At 73.4% G+C, this 19,711-nt stretch carries 9 protein-coding genes; 6 read left to right on the forward strand and 3 right to left on the reverse strand.

The genetic code is table 11. The features are described from left to right. Positions 1 to 29: 29 nt before the first annotated feature. Positions 30 to 2,981, forward strand: a complete 2,952-nt coding sequence (locus tag MCM47_RS15685; protein ID WP_238862228.1) for a type I polyketide synthase — start codon at positions 30 to 32, stop codon at positions 2,979 to 2,981. 244 nt (positions 2,982 to 3,225) lie between these two features. Beyond that, complete coding sequence (locus MCM47_RS15690; RefSeq protein ID WP_238862229.1) at positions 3,226 to 11,412, forward strand: SDR family NAD(P)-dependent oxidoreductase; 8,187 nt, start codon at positions 3,226 to 3,228, stop codon at positions 11,410 to 11,412. Positions 11,413 to 11,535: 123 nt separating this feature from the next. Here the strand turns inward: MCM47_RS15690 and MCM47_RS15695 are convergent, their stop codons facing one another. From MCM47_RS15695 to MCM47_RS15705, 3 genes are all read right to left on the reverse strand, one after another. Beyond that, a complete protein-coding gene (locus MCM47_RS15695) occupies positions 11,536 to 12,291 on the reverse strand; it encodes a thioesterase II family protein (RefSeq protein ID WP_238862230.1) in 756 nt (251 codons plus the stop codon). A gap of 379 nt (positions 12,292 to 12,670) precedes the next feature. Next, positions 12,671 to 13,345 (reverse strand): RNA polymerase sigma factor, encoded by a 675-nt coding sequence (locus MCM47_RS15700; protein WP_238862231.1) that lies wholly within the window; start codon positions 13,343 to 13,345, stop codon positions 12,671 to 12,673. A gap of 446 nt (positions 13,346 to 13,791) precedes the next feature. Further along, complete coding sequence (locus MCM47_RS15705) at positions 13,792 to 15,180, reverse strand: AarF/ABC1/UbiB kinase family protein (protein WP_238862232.1); 1,389 nt, start codon at positions 15,178 to 15,180, stop codon at positions 13,792 to 13,794. A gap of 386 nt (positions 15,181 to 15,566) precedes the next feature. Here MCM47_RS15705 and MCM47_RS15710 point away from each other — a divergent pair, with 386 nt between their 5' ends. From MCM47_RS15710 to MCM47_RS15725, 4 genes are all read left to right on the forward strand, one after another. Next, positions 15,567 to 15,980, forward strand: a complete 414-nt coding sequence (locus MCM47_RS15710; RefSeq protein ID WP_238862233.1) for a hypothetical protein — start codon at positions 15,567 to 15,569, stop codon at positions 15,978 to 15,980. A gap of 172 nt (positions 15,981 to 16,152) precedes the next feature. Beyond that, positions 16,153 to 17,595, forward strand: coding sequence for a glyceraldehyde-3-phosphate dehydrogenase (locus MCM47_RS15715; protein ID WP_238862234.1), 1,443 nt, complete (start codon positions 16,153 to 16,155; stop codon positions 17,593 to 17,595). Positions 17,596 to 17,854: 259 nt separating this feature from the next. Then, positions 17,855 to 18,571 (forward strand): flavodoxin family protein, encoded by a 717-nt coding sequence (locus tag MCM47_RS15720; protein WP_238862235.1) that lies wholly within the window; start codon positions 17,855 to 17,857, stop codon positions 18,569 to 18,571. Positions 18,572 to 18,785: 214 nt separating this feature from the next. Next, entirely contained in the window at positions 18,786 to 19,619 is an 834-nt protein-coding gene (locus MCM47_RS15725; protein WP_238862236.1) for a PIG-L family deacetylase, read from the forward strand. The last annotated feature ends 92 nt before the right edge of the window (positions 19,620 to 19,711 follow it).

A 19,711-nucleotide genomic window follows, 5' to 3' on the forward strand; every position in this document is an offset into this window, starting at 1 on the left:
AGTTGGGGCCGGATGGTGTGCTGACCGCGATGGCCCGCCAGAGTCTGGACGAGTTGGGGGTGCAGGACGCCGTGCTGGTTCCGGCGCTGCGGGCCAGGCATGCCGAGGTGGAGACCTTCGTCCGGTTCCTGGGGCAGGCGCATGTGGCGGGTGTGGAGGTGGACTGGTCCGCGTTCTACAGGGAGACGGGTGCGGTCCGGGTCAAGCTGCCGACGTATGCGTTCCAGCGTGAGCGGTACTGGCTCGCGCCGGGCAGCGGTGCGGGGGATGTGGCGGCGGCCGGGCAGTCCCGGATCGGGCATCCGGTTCTGGCGGCGGCCGTCCAGGTCGGTGACCGTGACGAGTGGGTCCTGACCGGCCGGCTGTCCACCGACACCCAGCCCTGGACCCGTGACCACGTCGTCCTCGGCACGGTGATCGTGCCCGGAACCGCACTGGTCGAGCTCGCCCTCACCGCCGGCCACCAGACCGACACCCCCGTCGTCGACGAACTCGTCCTGGAGGCACCGCTGCTCCTGGAGGAAGGCATCACCCGGCAGGTCCAGGTGACGGTCGGCCGGGCCGACGACGACGGTCGGCGTGAGGTGGCGGTGTACACCCGCCCGGAGAACGGCGACGACGACGAGCGGAGGGAGACGACCTGTCACGCTCGCGGGCTGCTCGCTCCCGATACCGGTTCCGCTGCCCCCTGGGCCGCCGAATGGCCGCCCGCGGGGGCCGAGGAGGCGTCGGTGGACGCTCTCTATTCGGGTATGACCGATCTGGGCTACGACTACGGGCCCGCCTTCCAGGGCGTGCGTGCGGTGTGGCGCTCCGGGGCCGACGTGTACGCGGAGGTCGCCCTGCCCGGCGACACCGATGGTGAGGGCTTCGGCATCCACCCGGCCCTCTTCGACGCCGCCATGCACGGTGGCCTGCTGCAGCAGGGCGAGGGCGTGTCCGCGGTGCTGCCGTTCTCCTGGTCGGGCGTTCGGCTCGGCAGGACGGGGCAGTCCCGGGTCCGGGCGCGGATCAGCCCGACCGGCGACGGTGCGATGAAGGTCGACATCGCGAGCGAGCTCGGTGAGCCCGTGCTGAGCATGGCGCGGCTGGACATGCGGCCCGTGGAGCAGGCACAGCTGGAGTCCGGGCAGCGCGCCAAGCGGAGCTCCCTCTTCCAGCTCGACTGGGCCGAGGTCACGTCCGCGTCGTCGCCGACGCCGGTGCGGGTGGCCGTCCTCGGTGAGGACTTCGCGGACCTCGACGCACTGGAGAAGGCGCTCGCCGACGGTGCCGAGGCACCGGAGGCGGTCGTCGCCTCCGTCGGGACCCCTGGCGGCGGCACGGCCGACGGTGACACGGCCGGTGCGGCACTGACGGCCGTGGCCGAGGCCCTGGCCGTGGTGAAGCGCTGGCTGGCGATCGAGCGGCTCGGGCGGGCACGGCTCGTCGTGGCCACCCGCAACGGCGTCGCCGCGGACGGCGGAGCGCCGGACGTCGTGCAGGCCTCGGTGTGGGGCCTGGTGCACGGCGCCCAGGTGGAACACCCCGGCCGCTTCGCGGTCGTGGACGTCGCCGACGGCGCCGCTCCGGACTGGGCCGCGGTGCTCGCCACCGACGAGCCGCAGCTCGCCGTGCGCGCAGGTCGGCTGCTCGCGCCGCGCCTCGCCCGGTCGTCGGCGACGCCGCGCGCGCTGCCCGTCCTCGACGGGCCGGTGCTGGTCACCGGTGGTACGTCCGGTCTGGGTGCGCTGTTCGCGAAGCACCTGGTGGAGCGTCACGGGGTCCGTGACCTGGTGCTGGTGAGCCGGCGCGGTGCGGCGGCGGAGGGTGTGGCCGAGCTGGTGGCGGAGCTGGCGGCGGCCGGCGCGACCGCGCGGGTCGAGGCCTGCGACGTCGCGGACCGCGACCAAGTGGCGTGCGTCATCGGCTCGTTGGAGAAGCCGCTCACCGCGGTCGTGCACGCGGCCGGTGTGCTGGACGACGGTTTGATCGAGTCGATGACCGCCGACCAGATCGAGCGGGTCATGCGGCCCAAGCTCGACGCGGCGTGGCACCTGCACGAGCTCACCGCGGGGATGGACCTGGCGGCGTTCGTCCTGTTCTCCTCCGCCGCGGCACTGATCGGCAGCCCCGGTCAGGCCAACTACGGCGCGGCCAACGCGGCGCTCGACGCCCTCGCGGTCAAGCGTCGTGCCGAGGGCCTGCCCGCGACCTCGCTGGCCTGGGGCCTCTGGGCCGAAGCCGGCGGCATGAGTGGCGAGCTGGCCGAGGCCGACCGGACCCGCCTGGCGCGCCTGGGCATCGGCGCCATGCCGGCCGAGCTCGGCCTCGCCCTGTTCGACCAGGCACTCGCCTCGGACACGTCCCTGCTCGCGCCCGTGAAGCTCGACACGGCCGCCCTCCGGACCCAGGCGAGGGCGGGTCTGCTGCCGGCCCTGCTCCGCGGCCTGGTTCCCGCGCCGGCCCGCCGGGCGGGTACGAGCGGCTCGCTGGCGCAGCGCCTCGCGGGCGTGGCGGAGGCCGACCGCGAGCGGGTGGTGCTGGATCTGGTGCAGTCGCAGGTGGCCGCCGTCCTCGGGCACGCGTCCGCCGCGGCGATCACCGCGAACCGGGCGTTCAAGGAGCTCGGGTTCGACTCGCTGAGCGCGGTCGAGCTGCGCAACCGGCTGACGCAGGACACCGGCCTGCGGCTGCCCGCCACGCTGGTCTTCGACCACCCCACCCCGGTGGCGATCGCCCGGTTCCTCCTCTCGGAGGCCGCTCTGGACGGCGCGTCCGTCGAGCCGCGGTCCGAGGAGGAGGAGATCCGCGCCCTGCTGGCGTCGATCCCGATCGGCCGGCTCCGCAAGGCCGGTCTGGTCGACACCCTGCGGGACCTCGCACGGACCGACCACGTGGACGGGACGGGGAGTGCGGCCGACGACGGGCGAACGGCCGCCTCGATCGACGACATGGACGCCGCGGCCCTGATCCGGATGGCCCGGGCGGACACCGCGTGACGGGCGGCGGCCTGGCCAACGCCCCTCCGAACGCGGCCCGGGGGTGACCGACCGTGTCCGCCGGCTCGACGTCGGACGGCGGCACGGAGAACGCCGGAGTGAAGGGGTGCCCCTGCGGGGGCACGCCCGGGTACCGGCCGCCGCCGCAGGGCGGCGGCGGCCGGTGCGCGGGACCTCCACTGCCAAGTGACGTGGGCCTTCCGCCGAGTGGCGGTGGCCGAGCACATCGGGGAAGAGGACTGAAGTGAATCAGCAAGCCGTTGCCGTCGTGGGCATGTCGTGCCGGGTCCCGGGGGCCGCCGACGTCCCCGCCTTCTGGCGGATGCTCCGGGACGGCGTCGACGCGATCGTGGAAGCGCCGGCGGAGCGCTGGTACGACGTACCGGAGCTGGCCCGCTACCGGCGGGGCGGGTTCGTGGACGGCGTCGCCGACTTCGACGCCGGGTTCTTCGGGATCTCGCCGCGCGAGGCCGAGGCGATGGACCCGCGCCAGCGCCTCGCGCTCGAACTCAGCTGGACCGCGCTGGAGGACGCCGGTGCCACGCCGGACGGCCTGCGCGGCAGCGCGACGGCGGTGTTCATCGGTGCCGCGGGCGACGACTACATGTCGCTGGTGCACCGGCACGGTCCCGACGCGGTGTCCCACCACTCGCTGGCGGGGCTGAACCGCGGGCTGATCGCCAACCGGATCTCCCACTGGTTCGACCTCCACGGGCCCAGCCTCGTCGTGGACACCGCCCAGTCCTCCTCCCTCGTCGCCGTGCACCTGGCCGCCGAGAGCCTGCGCTCGGGCGCGGCCCGGGTGGCCCTGGCCGGCGGGGTCCACCTGAACCTGGTGCCGGAGGGCGCGCTGCCCTTCGCGCGGGCGGGCGCGCTCTCCCCGGACGGCCGCAGCTTCACCTTCGACGCCCGTGCCAACGGATTCGTCCGGGGCGAGGGCGCGGGCGTGGTCGTCCTCAAGAGGCTGGCGGACGCGGTCGCGGACGGCGACCGGATCTACTGCGTGCTGCTCGGCGGCGCGGTCAACCACGACGGCGCCGGGCAGGCCCTGACCGTCCCGGCCGGCGAGGCGCAGCAGGCGCTCCTGCGGGAGGCGCACGCCGCGGCCGGCGTGACGCCCGACCAGGTGCGGTACGTCGAACTGCACGGCACCGGTACGCGGGCGGGCGACCCGGTGGAGGCGGGGGCGCTCGGTGCGGTGTTCGGCGAGGGCCGCGACCCGGGGCGGCCGCTGCTCGTCGGGTCGGTGAAGACCAACATCGGGCACCTCGAACCGGCCGCGGGAGTCGTCGGCCTGATCAAGGTCGCGCTGTCGGTGAAGCACGGCCTCCTCCCGGCGAGCCTCAACTTCACCGAGCCGCACCCGGCCATCCCGATGCAGGAGTGGAAGCTCCGGGTGAACGCGTCCACCGGGCCGTGGCCGGCCGGTGACCGGCTCGCCGGGGTGAGCTCCTTCGGCATCGGCGGGACCAACTGCCACCTCGTCGTCGGCGCCCACCCGGCCCCCGACACCGTGCCCGCCTCCTCCTCCGGCGACTCCCCGGTGCCCGTCGTGGTGTCCGCCAAGTCCGCGGCGGCGCTGCGCGCCCAGGCGGAGCGGCTGCGGCGGCGGGTGGAGTCCGACCCGGACCTCGGGCCCGCCGACGTCGGCTGGTCCACCGTGACGACCCGAGCGGCGCTGAGGCACCGGGCGGTGGTCATCGCGGCGGACCGCACCGAACTCCTCGACGGCCTCGCCGCGCTGGCGGCGGGTACGGCGTCCGCGAACGTCGTCACGGGTGAGGCGTCCGCCAGGACGGGCCTCGTCTGGGTCTTCCCCGGCGGGGGCTCGCACTGGGCCGGGATGGCCCTCGCCCTGTGGGAGTCGAACCCGGTGTTCGCCGCCCGGATGGACGAGTGCGAGCGGCTGCTGGGCGAGCTGACCGACTGGTCGCTGCGGGACGTCCTCGCCGACGGGGAGGCCCTGGAGCGGGTCGGCGTGATGCAGCCCGCGCTGTTCGCCGTGATGGTGTCCCTGGCGGAGGTGTGGCGGTCCGTGGGCCTCGCCCCCGATGCGGTCATGGGCCACTCGCAGGGCGAGGTCGCGGCCGTCTGCGCGGCGGGGATGCTCCCCCTGGCCGACGGCATCCGGCTGATCGTCCGGCGCAGCCAGGTCATCGCCACCGGACTGGTCGGTCGGGGGGAGGTGGCGTCGCTCGCGATGCCGGCCGAGGACGTCGACACCGACCGGGTGGCGATCGCGGCGGTCAACGCTCCTCGGGCGGTGTCGGTCGCCGGTGAGAGCGACGCGGTGCGCGCGTTCGTCGCCGACTGCGAGGCGCGCGGCATCCGCGGGCGGGTCGTGCGGATCGGCTTCCCCTCCCACTCCCCGCTGGTGGAGGTCGTCCGCGAGGAGATCCTGGCCGCGGCGGAGGGCATCACGGCGGCCGACGCCGACGTCGCCTTCTACTCGACCGTCACCGGCGGCCCCCTGGGCGCGGCGGAACTCGGCCCCGAGTACTGGTACGCCAACCTGCGCCGGCCGGTCCGGTTCGCGGACACCGTCCGGCGGGCCGCGGGGGACGGGCACGAGGTGTTCCTGGAGGTCAGCCCGCACCCCGTGCTGGCCATGGCGGTCCGGGACACCGTCGACGGCGTCCTCGCGCAGGGGACGCTGCGCCGGGACGACGACGACGTCCGCCGTCTGCTGCTGTCGATGGCCGAGCTGTACACCAAGGGCGTCGCGGTCGACTGGCGGAGCCTGTTCCGCGGTGCCCGCCGGGTGGACCTGCCGGCCTACGCGTTCCAGCGCGAGCCCTTCTGGGTGGGCGGTGAGCAGGTCGGGCCGGCCCGGACGGCGGAACCCCCGACGGCGTTCCGTCCGGAACAGCCGGAACAGGCGGAACAGGCGGAACACGCCGAGCAGCCCGGTCCGGCGGTGCAGCCCGGGGCCTGCGGACCGGCCGGCACGGCCGGCGGTTCCCGGCCGAGCGACCAGGAGCTGTGGCGGCTGGTCCGTTCGCACGCGGCGGCCGTGCTCGGGCACAGCGACCCGGCCTCCGTCGAGGCGGACAGCACGTTCAAGGAGCTCGGCTTCGACTCGGTGACGGCCGTCGATCTGCGGGACCGCCTCAACGAGGCCGCCGGGCTGCACATGCCGACCTCGCTGCTGTTCGACCACCCGACCCCGAGGGCCGTCGTGCGGCACATGCGCGGCGAGCTGTCCGGGCACGAGCAGCCGGACGGCCGCCCCGACGAGGACCGCTCCGCGGCCCCCTCCGACGACCCGATCGCCATCATCGGCATGGGCTGCCGGTACCCGGGCGGGGTGGCCTCGCCCGAGGACCTCTGGCGGCTGGTCGTGGACGGCGTCGACGCGGTCACGCCGTTCCCGCAGGACCGCGGCTGGCCCGCCGCAGCCGGCGGGGACTACGCCCGGGTCGGCGGCTTCCTGCCCGACGCGGGCGACTTCGACGCGGGCTTCTTCCGGATCAGCCCGCGCGAGGCGACCTCGATGGACCCGCAGCAGCGACTGGTGCTGGAGGTGGCCTGGGAGGCGCTGGAGCGTGCGGGCCAGGACCCGGCGGGGCTGCGCCGCAGCCGGACCGCCGTGTTCATGGGCGCGATGGGCCAGGACTACCTGCCGCGTCTGGGGGAGGTCCCCGAGAACCTGGCCGGGCACGCCCTGACCGGCTCCGCGGCCAGCGTGGTGTCCGGCAGGGTCGCCTACACGTTCGGCTTCGAGGGCCCGGCGGTGACCGTCGACACCGCCTGCTCGTCGTCGCTGGTGGCCCTGCACATGGCCGCGCAGTCCCTGCGGGCGGGGGACTGCTCGCTGGCCCTCGCCGGTGGCGTGACGGTCATGTCGACGCCCGGCATCTTCGTCGAGTTCTCCCGGCAGGGGGGTCTCGCCGCGGACGGCCGCTGCAAGGCGTTCTCCGAGGCGGCCGACGGCACCGGCTGGTCCGAGGGCGTCGGCGTGCTGGTGCTGGAACGGCTCTCGGACGCCCGGCGCCACGGCCACCGCGTGCTCGCGGTGCTCCGGGGCAGCGCGATCAACCAGGACGGCGAGAGCAACGGCCTGACCGCCCCGAACGGCCCCTCCCAGGAGCGGGTCATCCGGCAGGCGCTGGCCGGTGCCGGTCTGGGCACGGCCGACGTCGACGCGGTCGAGGCGCACGGGACCGGTACCGCGCTCGGGGACCCGATCGAGGCGCAGGCACTGCTGGCCACGTACGGGGAGGACCGCCCGCAGCCGCTGTGGCTGGGGTCGGTCAAGTCGAACATCGGGCACACGCAGGCCGCCGCGGGCGTCGCCGGTGTGATCAAGATGGTCATGGCCATGCGTCACGGGGTCCTGCCGAGGACGCTGTTCGCCGACGAGCCGACCTCGCACGTCGACTGGTCGGCGGGCGCCGTGGAACTGCTGACCGAGCAGCGGGCCTGGCCGGAGGCCGGCCGGCCGCGCCGCGCCGGCGTCTCCTCGTTCGGCATCAGCGGCACCAACGCCCACGTCATCGTCGAGCAGGGCGACCCCGACGAGCGGACGCCCTCCGCCGAGCCGGCCGGCGTGCTGCCGTGGCTGGTGTCCGCCCGGACCGCGGCGGGCCTGACCGCGCAGGCCGAGCGGCTGGCCGGAGCCCTCTCCGCCGACCCGGCACCCGGCGCCGCCGACGTCGCCCGGACCCTCGCGACCGGCCGGAGCGTGTTCGACCACCGCGCGGTGGTGCTCGGTGCCGGACGGGCGGAACTGATGTCCGGCCTGACCGCGCTGGCCGCGGGCGACCGGGCCGCCGGCCTGGTGGTCGGCTCCGCGAGCGCTGCTCCGCCCCTCGCCGTCCTGTTCTCCGGGCAGGGCAGCCAGCGGCTCGGCATGGGTCGCGAACTGGCCCGCGACTTCCCCGTGTTCGCCCGGGTGTGGAACGAGGTCCGGGACGCGTTCGCCCCGCTGCTGGAGCACCCGCTCGACGAGGTCGTCGATGCGGAGCCCGGCTCCGACCGGGCCGGGCTGCTCGACGGAACGGCGATGACGCAGCCCGCGCTGTTCGCGTTCGAGGTGGCGGCCTACCGGCTGCTGGAGTCCTTCGGCACGGAGCCGGCCGTCCTGATCGGACACTCCGTCGGAGAGATCGCCGCCGCCCACGTGGCCGGCGTCCTCCCGCTCGCCGACGCGGTCCGCCTGGTCGCCGCGCGCGGCCGGCTGATGCAGGCCCTGCCCCGGGGCGGTGCGATGGTGGCCGTCCAGGCCGACGAGGACGAGATCCGCGAGGCGCTGGCGGGCAACGAGGACTCCGTCTCGGTCGCCGCGGTCAACGGCCCCACCTCCACCGTCGTCTCCGGCGCGGAGGACGTGGTCCTCGGCCTCGCGTCCACGTTCTCCGCCGCGGGCTACAAGACCCGGCGGCTGCGCGTGTCGCACGCCTTCCACTCACCGCTGATGGAGCCCATGCTGGCGGAGTTCGAGCGGGTGGCACGGTCGCTCTCGTACGCGGCCCCGCGCATCCCGGTGATCTCGAACGTGACCGGCGGCCCGGCGGGGGCCGGCGAGCTGGACCGCCCCGAGTACTGGGTGCGCCACGTCCGCGAGGCCGTACGGTTCGCCGACGGCGTGCGCGCCGCCGTGGCCCTCGGGGTCGAGGCGTTCGTCGAGGTCGGCCCGGACGGAGTGCTGTCCGCCATGGCCCAGGAGACCCTCGCCCAGGTGGCACCGGACACGCCCGTGATCCCGCTGGCCCGCAAGGCGCGCTCCGAATCCCGCTCCCTCGGCGAGGCGTTGGCCCGGATGCACGTCGCCGGCGCGCCCGTGGACTGGCGTGCGTACCTCGACGCCGTCGGCGGCGCCGGACGCCACGTCGACCTGCCCACCTACGCCTTCGACCGCCAGCGCTACTGGGCGGGGAGCGAGGCGCCGCGGGGCGGTGTCGCGGGCACCGGGCTCGACGCCGTCCGCCACCCGCTCCTCTCCGCCGTCACCGAGCTCGCCGTGGGCGACCAGATCGTCTTCAGCGGCCAGGTCTCGGCCACTTGCGACACCTGGCTCGCCGACCACGCCGTCTTCGGCCGGACCGTCCTCCCCGGTACCGCGTACGTGGAGATGGCCCTGCAGACCCTGGACGCGGCGGGCTGCCGCCGCATCGAGGAGCTGAACCTCCAGACGCCGCTGGTCCTCGGTGACGACCCGGTCCAGCTGCAGATCACCGTCGGCGCCCCCGACGGCTCGGGCCGGCGCGAGATCGGGTTCCACACCAGGCCCGCCGGGTCCCGGCCGTGGACGCTGCACGCCACCGGTGTGCTCACCGCCGACGAGGCGCCGCAGGCCCCCGGCTCGGAGTCCGCGCCGCCCGCCCGGCCGCCGGCCGGGGCGGCACCGGTGGACCCGGCCGACCTCTACCCCCGCCTCGCCGAGCGGGGCTACGCGTACGGACCGGCCTTCCGGGGCCTGCTCGGCCTGTGGCAGACCGAGGAGGAGGCGCACGGCGAGATCCGGCTCCCGGACGGCGTGCCGCACGCCGCGACCGGGTTCGCCGTCCACCCGGCACTGCTGGACGCGGCCCTTCACCCGGTGCTGTCGCTGCTCGCCGGCGCGGACGCCGGACAGGTGCTCCTCCCGTACTCCTTCTCCGGGGTGCGGCTCCACGGCGCCGGCGGAACGGACCTGCGCGTGCACGCCGCCCGCATCGGCACCAACGAGGTGTCGCTGCGGATCACGACCCCGGGCGGCGCTCCGGTCCTGACCGTCGACTCGCTGGCGCTCATGCCGGCCTCCGTGGCGCAACTGGCCTCGGGCGCGACGGCCGACAGTCTGTTCGCCGTCGAGTGGACGCGGGTGTCCGGCCCGGCCGAGCCCGAGCGAACGCTGCCGGAGGACCGCTTCACCCACGTGACGGTGGGCGGGGACGACGACGTCCCCGGCACCGCCCGGGCCACCGCCCACGAGGTGCTGGCCCTGGTGCGGACCTGGCTGCACGACGGGTCCGGCACGGACCGGCGGGTCATCGTGACCCGCAACGCCGTCGCCGTCTCCGAGGACGAGACGCCCGACCTGGCCGCCGCACCGGTCTGGGGTCTGGTGCGATCGGTCCAGGCGGAGCATCCGGACCGTTTCGTGCTCGTCGACACCGACGGCCGCGAGGAGTCGCTGCGCACCCTCCGATCGCTGGACCTGTCCGGCGAGCCGCAGGTCGCCGTACGCCGCGGCGTCGCCTACGCGCCGCGCCTCGCTCCGGTGACGGCGTCGCCGGCGGAGGCCGGCGGCCCGGTGCTGGGTAGCGGGACGGTGCTGCTCACCGGCGCGACCGGTGGCCTCGGCGCGCTGTTCGCCCGGCACCTGGTGGCCGAGCACGGCGTGCGGAGCCTGCTGATGCTCAGCAGGCGCGGGCTCGCCGCGCCGGGCGCCACCGACCTGGTCGAGGAGCTGACCAGGCTCGGTGCGGACGTCACCGTCACCGCCTGCGACGTGTCCGACCGCGCCGCACTGGCCGGGGCGATCGGAGCCGTCGCGCCGGACGCGCCGCTGACCGCGGTGGTCCACATGGCGGGCGTGCTGGAGGACGGCGGTGTGGAGTCCATGACGGCGGAGCAGCTCGACCGGGTGTTCCGGCCCAAGGCGGACGCGGCGTGGCACCTGCACGAGCTGACCGAGGGCCTCCCGCTGTCGGCGTTCGTGCTGTACTCCTCCGTCGCCGGCGCGATCGGGACGGCCGGCCAGGCGAACTACGCCGCGGCCAACACGTTCCTCGACGCCCTGGCGGCTCACCGCAGGGCGTCGGGCCTGCCCGCGACCTCGCTCGCGTGGGGCCCCTGGGAGCTCGGCATGGCGGGCACGCTCGGCGACGTCGACCTGGCGCGCTTCCGGCGGGCCGGCATGGTGCCGCTCGCCGCGGCCGACGGGACCGCGCTGTTCGACACCGCACTCGCCCTCGGCCGGGCCCTGGTGGTTCCGGTGGCGCTCGACCGGACGGCGCTGCGGCAGCAGAAGGCGGTACCGGCGCTGTTCCGAGGGATGGTCGCGGCCGCGCGCGGGCCGGAGCCGGTCCGCGGGGAGGACGGGTCGTCGTTCGTGCGGCGCCTGGCCGGGCTGTCGTCCGGCGACCGCACCGAGGCCCTGCTGGAGCTGTTGCTGTCGACGGCGGCCCTGGTGCTGGGCTACCCGTCCACCGACGACATCGAGGGCGAGATGTCCTTCAAGGAGATCGGCTTCGACTCCCTGAGCGGTGTCGAGTTCCGCAACCACGTCCGCACGGACACGGGCGTGGAGATCCCCGCGACCGTCGTCTTCAACTACCCGACCCCGGCCGCGCTGGCGGAGCACCTGAGGGAGCGGATGTTCCCCGAGGACGGTCCCGCACCGGAGCCGACGCAGGACGCGGAGGCGGCGGCGATGGAGGAGCTCGACGAGGAGATCGACGGGCTGGACATCGCGGCCCTCGTCCAGCGGGCCTACTCCGAGTGAACGGCCGGACATGACGGAAGCGGGGGCACCCCCGGCCCTGTGCCCGGGGTGCCCCCGCTTCCGTTCCTGCTCCGGCACCGTGCCGGCCCCCGTGACCGGCGCGCCGGCCGGGCGCGGCCGGTGTCAGCGGACGAGTGCCTCGCGGATGCGGGCGATCACGGCCGGTGCGTGGTCGTTGAGGTAGAAGTGGCCGCCGGCGTACTCGTGCAGCGTGAAGGCGCCCGCGGTGTGGCTCTCCCAGGCCTCGGCCTCGGCGCGGGTGACCTCCGGGTCGGCGTCACCCGTCAGCGTGATCACCGGGCAGCGCAGCAGCGGTGTCCCGGGGTGCCGGCGGTAGGTCTCGGCCGCCTTGTAGTCGGCCCGGATGGCCGGCAGCAGACTGCGCATCAGCTCGTCGTCCTCCAGCAGCTGCGGGCTGGTGCCGCTGAGTTCCTTGATGGTGCCGAGCAGCGTCGCGTCGTCGCTGAGGTACACCTTGCTGCCTTCCCGGTGACAGGCGGGTGCTCGCCGGCCGGACGCGAACAGCGTGACCGGGTCGACGCCGTCGGCCTCGAGCCGGAGGGCGACCTCGTAGGCGAGGGTCGCGCCGAGGCTGTGTCCGAAGAGCGCGAACGGACGGTCCGTCCAGGGCCGGAGCACCTCGGCCAGGATGTCGGCGAGCTTGCAGACGTCGTCGACCGGCTCCTCGCCGCGCCGGTCCTGGCGCCCCGGGTACTGCACGGCGACCACGTCGACGGCGGGTGACAGGGCCTGGGACACCGGGAAGTAGTAGGTGGCCGAACCGCCTGCGTGCGGAAAACACACCAGTCGGGTCGGGGCCGCGTCGGCCGGGTGGAATCGGCGCAGCCAGTCGCCGGACTGCGTGGTCGAATCGCTCATGTTGTCCCCATGGAGTGCTGGAACGCGACATCGTGGGCGCATTGCCGGGAGATGTCACCGTGAAACGAGGTGGCCGGGCCCCCGGGTTCCCTCCCGACGGTGGCCGAAATGTGAAGGTCCGAATCTCGACAATGCCTGACGGATTGTCGTTCGGTGAACTTTCCCCTACCCTGTAGTGCGTAGTTAAGGGATGAACTAAATGCTGGGGGTGAGCGGGTTGGAAGACGTCGGTGGTGGGGCGCTGGAGAAGTTGGCGGAGGCGGTCGGACGGCCCACTTCCCGAGCGCTCGAGAACGCGAAGGCACTCTTCCCGTTCATCGTCCACGAAGCGGCGGCGCCCGATGGTGCGCGCGTCGCCCCGGGCGCCGCGCCCGTGGGGTCAGCCGACCGTCACCCGACTGCCGCCGCCGGCCGTTCCTAGTCCGGCCCCGCTCTCCAGGGCGAAGGCGCGCAGACCCATTCCCTTGATGGTCTCGAACAGTTCCCGCGCACGCTCGGAGCGGTCGGCCTCGACGGCCAGGGCGCGCTCCAGGTGCTTCAGGCACCGGCTCCTGAAGGGGCCGATGGATCCGCGGGGGATCCCCAGCGTCGCGCTGACCTCGTCGTACGACATGGGCGGGTCGGCCACCAGCAGTCCTAGCAGCGCCTGGCACTTGGGCGAGAGCGAGCAGTAGGCGAGGAGGACCTCGTCGCGCGTCTCCTGCTTGAGCGCCTCTTCCTCCGGCTGGTTCTCGGACGGCTCGGGGCGGTCGAACACCTCGGGTTCGTCGGCGGGCGTGCTCCGCCCGGACCTGCGGATGTGCTTGAGGCTCTCGCGGCGTGCCGCCGCCGAGAGCCAGTGCGCCAGCTTCTCCGGGTCCCTGAGCTGTCCCAGGTGCTGGATCACCCGCAGCCAGGTCGTCTGGATGACGTCTTCGCAGTCGGCCGTGGAAAGTCGGTGTCCCCGGACTATGGCCCAGATCAGTGGTGTGTAACTGTCGACGATCTGGTTCCAGCTGTCCTGGTTTCCGGCCAGGCATTCGTCGACAAGACGATGCAGAGCAAGAGCCTTCATGTTCTATCCCCCGTCGCTCTCATGTGTTCGTCCCGCCGGCCGATCCCGGACGGCTGTGCACAGCTGACGAGTCACCATGAGTAGGCATAGCGTCGCGTCTCAACAACTGCTGGAATGGCGCTACAGCCGCCAACTATACGGCGCCGCAGGGGTGTCATGTCAACGGTCGCATTTGCACGCACGAAACCCGGTGGAGTGCACGGGTGCGGTCGACCGGACGCTGTCAAGAAGGGGAATCCGGCTTCCGTTTGGCCTTTCGGAGGATGCACGGGCATGCGGATTCCGGGGGTCTCGGAACGGTGAACACGAGGCCGGCGGAAAGCGCGCGCTGCTAAGGGTCGCAAAGAAACGGCAGGTGGAGGTGGTGGGGGCGGATCGAGCGGTTTCCCGGCCGGTGAAATGCGGCGCGCACGGGCGCCCGGCACGACCGGGTCCGCCCGCCGCTCTCACCGCGTACGGCCATCGGGGCCAGGGGAGGGTGAACCGGAGCCGGAGGAGTCGAGCGCGAAACCCGGCATTCCCGCAATGGCCTCCGCCCGGTACGGAATCCGGGCGCCCAGCTGGCTGAGCATGGCCAGTTCGGCCATCCACACCCGTTGCATGAGCACGTGCTCCGGCATGGTCACCATGCGCTCCCTCAGGATCTCCGCGTCCTTGGTGAGCGTGGCCCTGCGCACGGCCTCGCGCAGCCATGCGCGGTCGAAGGCGAAGACCTCCTCGGCCAGGGGCTGGACGAGCATCTCCAGCGAGCGGTTCAGCCAGCCCCAGTCCTCGGCCTCCCCGGCCGCCTCGCCCCCGTCGTCCTTGCGGTCCCTGAGGAGTCCCACCTCCCGCATCACCGCGACCATCCGCTCCGTGTCGCCGTCGGCGCAGGCCCGCATCATCGGGCCCATCCACGGCACCGGGCCGTCGGGCAGCCGGGCCACGGCGCCGAAGTCGAGCACCCCGAGCCGGCCGTCGTCGGTGAGGCGGAAGTTCCCGGGGTGCGGGTCGGCGTGCATCATGCCGCAGCGGTTCGGCCCCGCGTGGTTGAACCGGGTGAGCAGCAGTCCCAGCCGGTCCCGGTCCGCCTGGTCGCCGTCGGACATGACGGCGGACGCCGGCGTGCCGTCCATCCACTCGGTCACCAGCACGCGTTCGGTGGCCTTGACCACCCGGGGCACGACGAAGTCCGGGTCGTCGGCGAAGGCCTGCGCGAACACGGTCTGGGAGTCGGCCTCCAGGAGGTAGTCCAGCTCCTCCGCCATCCGCTCGCGCAGCTCCCTGACCACCTCGTCGACCTTGAGCTCGCCGCCCGTCACCCGGTCGATGATCCAGCCCATCCGGCTCAGTTGATCGAAGTCCGAGGTGAGGGCCTCGGCGGCGCCGGGATGCTGGACCTTGATCGCGACGTCCCTGCCGTCGTGCCAGCGCCCCCGGTGCACCTGGCCGATGGAGGCGGTCGCCACCGGCCGGTCGGTGAACTCCGTCAGCAGCTCCCGCCAGTCGTCCCCGAGTTGCTCGCGCAGCACCGTGTGCACGGCACGGGCCGGCAGGGCCGGTCCCGCCTCCTGCAGGCTGGTCAGCGCCGCCCGGTAGGGCCGGACGAGGTTCTCCGGCAGCGCGCTCTCCATCACGCTGAGGACCTGGGCGAACTTCTGCGCGCCGCCCTTGAGTTCACCGATGACGGCGAAGAGCTGCCTGGCGGTGCGTTCCTCGATCTCAGTCCTGATCAGGTCCTCGGCGCCGCCCGCGAGCCGCTTGGTCACCCCGAAGGCGGTGCGCCCCGCGTACCCGAGCGGCAGTGACGCCACCTTGAGGAACCTCCGCACCGAGCCCTTCGGCAGGTCGCTCACCGGACTGCACCGCAGGCGTTCGCGAGGAGGTCGCGCACTCGGTCGGGTTCCGCGCTCGACGGCTCTCCCTCGGGCAGCGCGGCCGGCCTCGCCGCGGGCGTTCCGCCTTCGGTGTCCACAGCGCTTCTCCCTCTCGGTCGGCGGGGACGGGCCGCGGCTGGCGGCCGTCCTCACTCTCTCTGATCCGCCCGCAGGCGCCGTGGATACACGTCGCGGCGACCTTTCCGGCCCGTGGTCTCCCGACCGCCATCCGGACGTCGCGCCGGCCGCCGGACAGTTTCGGACGGCCCGGACGGCCCGGACGGAGATCGCGGCCGTGACTCCCCCCGCCGACGGCCCGGCCGCCGCCCGCTCGATGATTTCGAACGCCAAAGGGCTAGTCAAGTGTGGCTAAAATCAAGCAGTTTGTGCGTACCGGGCGGCTGTTCCCGGAGGTGGTCGCCCGAGCGGCGCGCAATCCGCTCGTGACCTCCGGCTTCCGTCGCGCGTCGGGGGCGGTCGCGCCCCTTTCCGGGGTGCGGTTCGCGGAGGACCGGACGCCGCGGCCGCGCGCTGCCGATTCGAATCCGGCCAATCCGTGGGCGAAAGGTTTCGGTCGCATCGTGGGCCTGGATGCCGCGGCATTCCACAGGTTCGACGCGGCACGAAACGAGCGCGCGGGCCCGGCGGGCACCGACGCGGGCGGCCGCCGCGCCGGTGCCGCGGAGAGAGGGCCGGCGGCGGCCGCCGCCGGCGACGAGCGCATCCCGCCCCCGCGGGCCCGGTGGGGCGAGCCGCGGCTCGCGATCGCTCCGGGGTGAGGGCGGATGCCTGGGGGTTCGTATGCGTACGACAGGGGGCGCTCGGGCGCGGGGCGCCGGCCTTGAGGGGGTGGCGGGGGGGAAGCCCATGCTCAGAGGGGGTCCGCCGCAGTGATCGAAAACGGCCAAAGCTAGCATGGGGGGCAACACCCTCAGCTCGAAAGATGGACTTGTGACTGTCAACGACGACGTGTTCACGGACTGGATGAACCGCGAGGAGATCGCGGAGTCGATGATTCCGATCATCGGCCGACTGCACCGGGAGCGGGACGTCACCGTCCTGGTTCACAGCCGCTCGCTGGTGAACAAGTCGGTGGTCAGCATCCTGAAGACCCACCGCTTCGCCCGCCAGATCGCCGGCGAGGAGCTCTCGGTCACCGAGACGCTGCCCTTCCTCCAGGCCCTCACCGCCCTCGACCTCGGCCCCTCGCAGATCGACATCGGCATGCTCGCCGCGACCTACAAGGCGGACAGCCGCGGTCTCTCGGTGGAGGAGTTCACCGCCGAAGCCGTCATCGGCGCCACCGGCGAGAACAAGATCGAGCGCTGCGGCTCGCGTGACGTCGTCCTCTACGGCTTCGGCCGGATCGGCCGCCTCGTCGCCCGCCTGCTGATCGAGAAGGCCTCCGGCAACGGCCTGCGGCTGAAGGCCATCGTGGTCCGCCAGGGCGGCGACCAGGACATCGTCAAGCGCGCCTCGCTGCTGCGCCGCGACTCCATCCACGGCCAGTTCCAGGGCACCATCACCGTTGACGAGGCGAACAGCACGATCGTCGCCAACGGCAACGAGATCAAGGTGATCTACGCCAACGACCCGTCCGAGGTCGACTACACGGCGTACGGCATCAAGGACGCCATCCTCATCGACAACACCGGGAAGTGGCGTGACCGCGAGGGGCTGTCCAAGCACCTCCGCCCCGGCATCGACAAGGTCGTCCTGACCGCCCCGGGCAAGGGCGACGTCCCGAACATCGTGCACGGCGTCAACCACGACACGATCAAGCCGGACGAGCAGATCCTGTCCTGCGCGTCCTGCACCACCAACGCGATCGTCCCGCCGCTGAAGGCCATGGACGACGAGTACGGCGTGCTGCGCGGCCACGTGGAGACCGTCCACTCGTTCACCAACGACCAGAACCTGCTGGACAACTACCACAAGGCGGACCGTCGCGGCCGCTCGGCGCCGCTGAACATGGTGATCACCGAGACCGGTGCCGCCTCGGCCGTCGCCAAGGCCCTGCCGGAGCTCAAGGCGAAGATCAGCGGCAGCTCGATCCGCGTCCCCGTTCCGGACGTCTCGATCGCGATCCTCAACCTGCAGCTCGCCCGCGCGACCAACCGCGAGGAGGTCCTCGACTACCTCCGCAACGTCTCGCTGACCTCGCCGCTGAAGCGCCAGATCGACTTCATCACCGCCCCCGACGCGGTGTCGAGCGACTTCATCGGCTCGCGCCACGCGTCGATCGTCGACGCCGGCGCCCTCAAGGTCGACGGCGACAACGCGATCCTCTACCTGTGGTACGACAACGAGTTCGGCTACTCGTGCCAGGTCATCCGGGTCGTCCAGCACGTCTCCGGCGTCGAGTACCCGACCTACCCGGCCCCGGCGGTCTGACCGGCCTGAAGCGGTCCGGCGCGGCCTGACGCGATCCGACCGGCCTCGTCCGGTGACGGCACCCGGAAGCCCCGCGGCTTCCGGGTGCCGTCGACGCGTTCCGGGCCGTTCCGGCCGCCCGGTGCCGGGAGGCACTCCGTCGGGGTGGGGGTGTGCGGCAGGTGGCGCAGCCCGTCGGGCGGTGCGGTGCCGGGCGCTGGTGGACTGGAGGCGGGGCCGCAGCGGCCCCGCCCGAAGCCACCCGAAGGAGTGCGCGCCCATGCCGGAGCCAGGTGTGACCTACGACGACCTGAGTGCCGTGGTGATCAACTGCACCCTGAAGCGCTCGCCCGAGCGCAGCAACACCCAGGGGCTGATCGACGTCAGCACCGGCATCATGCAGCGCCAGGGCGTCCGGGTGGACGTGCTGCGGGCGGTGGACCTGGACATCGCGACCGGCGTGTGGCCGGACATGACGGAGCACGGCTGGGAGACCGACGACTGGCCGGTGGTCTACTCGCAGGTCATGGCCGCCGACATCCTCACGCTGGCCGGGCCGATCTGGCTGGGGGACAACTCCTCCGTGATGAAGAAGGTGATCGAGCGGCTGTACGCCTGCTCGTCGATCCTGAACGACCGCGGTCAGTACGCGTACTACGGCCGGGTCGGCGGGTGCCTGATCACCGGGAACGAGGACGGTGCGAAGCACTGTGCGATGAACGTCCTCTACAGCCTCCAGCACCTCGGGTACACCGTCCCCCCGCAGGCCGACGCGGGCTGGGTGGGCGAGGCGGGCCCCGGTCCCTCCTACCTGGACCCGGGCTCCGGCGGGCCGGAGAACGACTTCACCAACCGCAACACCACCTTCATGACCTGGAACCAGCTCCACCTCGCCCGGATGCTCAAGGACGCCGGCGGCATCCCCGCCCACGGCAACCAGCGCTCGGAATGGGACGCCGGCTGCCGCTTCGACTTCGACAACCCCGAGCACCGCTGAGGGCGGAGCCGGGGCCGACCGTGCCGCACGGCACGGTGCGGCGCAGGAACCCCACGATCACCCTGCACGGTCGGGACGAGGCCGTCGCCCTCTTCGAGCGCCGCGGCGGAGCCCACGTCGACGCCCGGGCGCGCCGGCCGCGGAATACTGCGGGCGGCCGCCGGTTCTCATGGCGAAGACCAGGCGAGTTCTTTCAGACCGGAGGATGATCTTCATGGCCGACCGGCCCTTGACGCTGATGGCAGTGCACGCCCACCCCGACGACGAGGCCACGGGGACGGGGGGTGTCCTCGCGCGGTACGCGGCGGAGGGCATCCGGACGGTCCTCGTCACCTGCACCGACGGCAGCTGCGGTGACGGGCCCGGCGGTGCCAAGCCGGGCGATCCCGGACACGACCCGCTGGCGGTGGCCGCGATGCGCCGCCGGGAACTCCAGGCCAGTTGCGAGGTGCTGAACGTGGGTCACCTGGAGCTGCTGGAGTACGCCGACTCCGGGATGATGGGCTGGGCGACGAACGACGCGCCCGGCTCGTTCTGGCGCACCCCGGTGGAGGAGGGCGCCGCCCGCCTCGCCGAGCTCCTGCTGCGCTACCGGCCCGACGTGGTGGTGACCTACGACGAGAACGGCTTCTACGGGCACCCGGACCACATCCAGGCGAACCGCATCACGATGGCGGCGCTGGAGCTGACCGGGATGACGCCGAAGGTCTACTGGACGACGGCGCCGCACTCGGCGATGAGGCGGATGGGCGAGGTCATGCGCGAGTTCGGCGCGGACTGGGAGGAGCCGGATCCGTCGGAGGCGGCCGCGATGCCCGAGATCGGGCTCCCTGACGAGGAGATCACCACCTGGGTGGACACCACCGAGTTCGGGGGCCGGAAGTTCGACGCCCTCGCCGCGCACGCCAGCCAGGGCGAGAACATCTTCTTCCTCAAGATGGGCAAGGAGCGGTTCACCGAGCTGATGGGCGTGGAGACCTTCGTGCGGGTCCGGGACACCACCGGCGCGGCCCTGCCCGAGAACGACCTCTTCGCCGGGCTCCGCTGATCCCGGCGCGCTCCGGGCCCTCCGGGGCTCGGAGCGCCCCGGGCGCGGGGCGCGGGGGCGCCCGGGCGGCCGGACCCGGACCGCCGGGTCCG

The sequence above is a fragment of the Kitasatospora sp. A2-31 genome (assembly GCF_022288725.1).
GTDB lineage: Bacteria > Actinomycetota > Actinomycetes > Streptomycetales > Streptomycetaceae > Kitasatospora.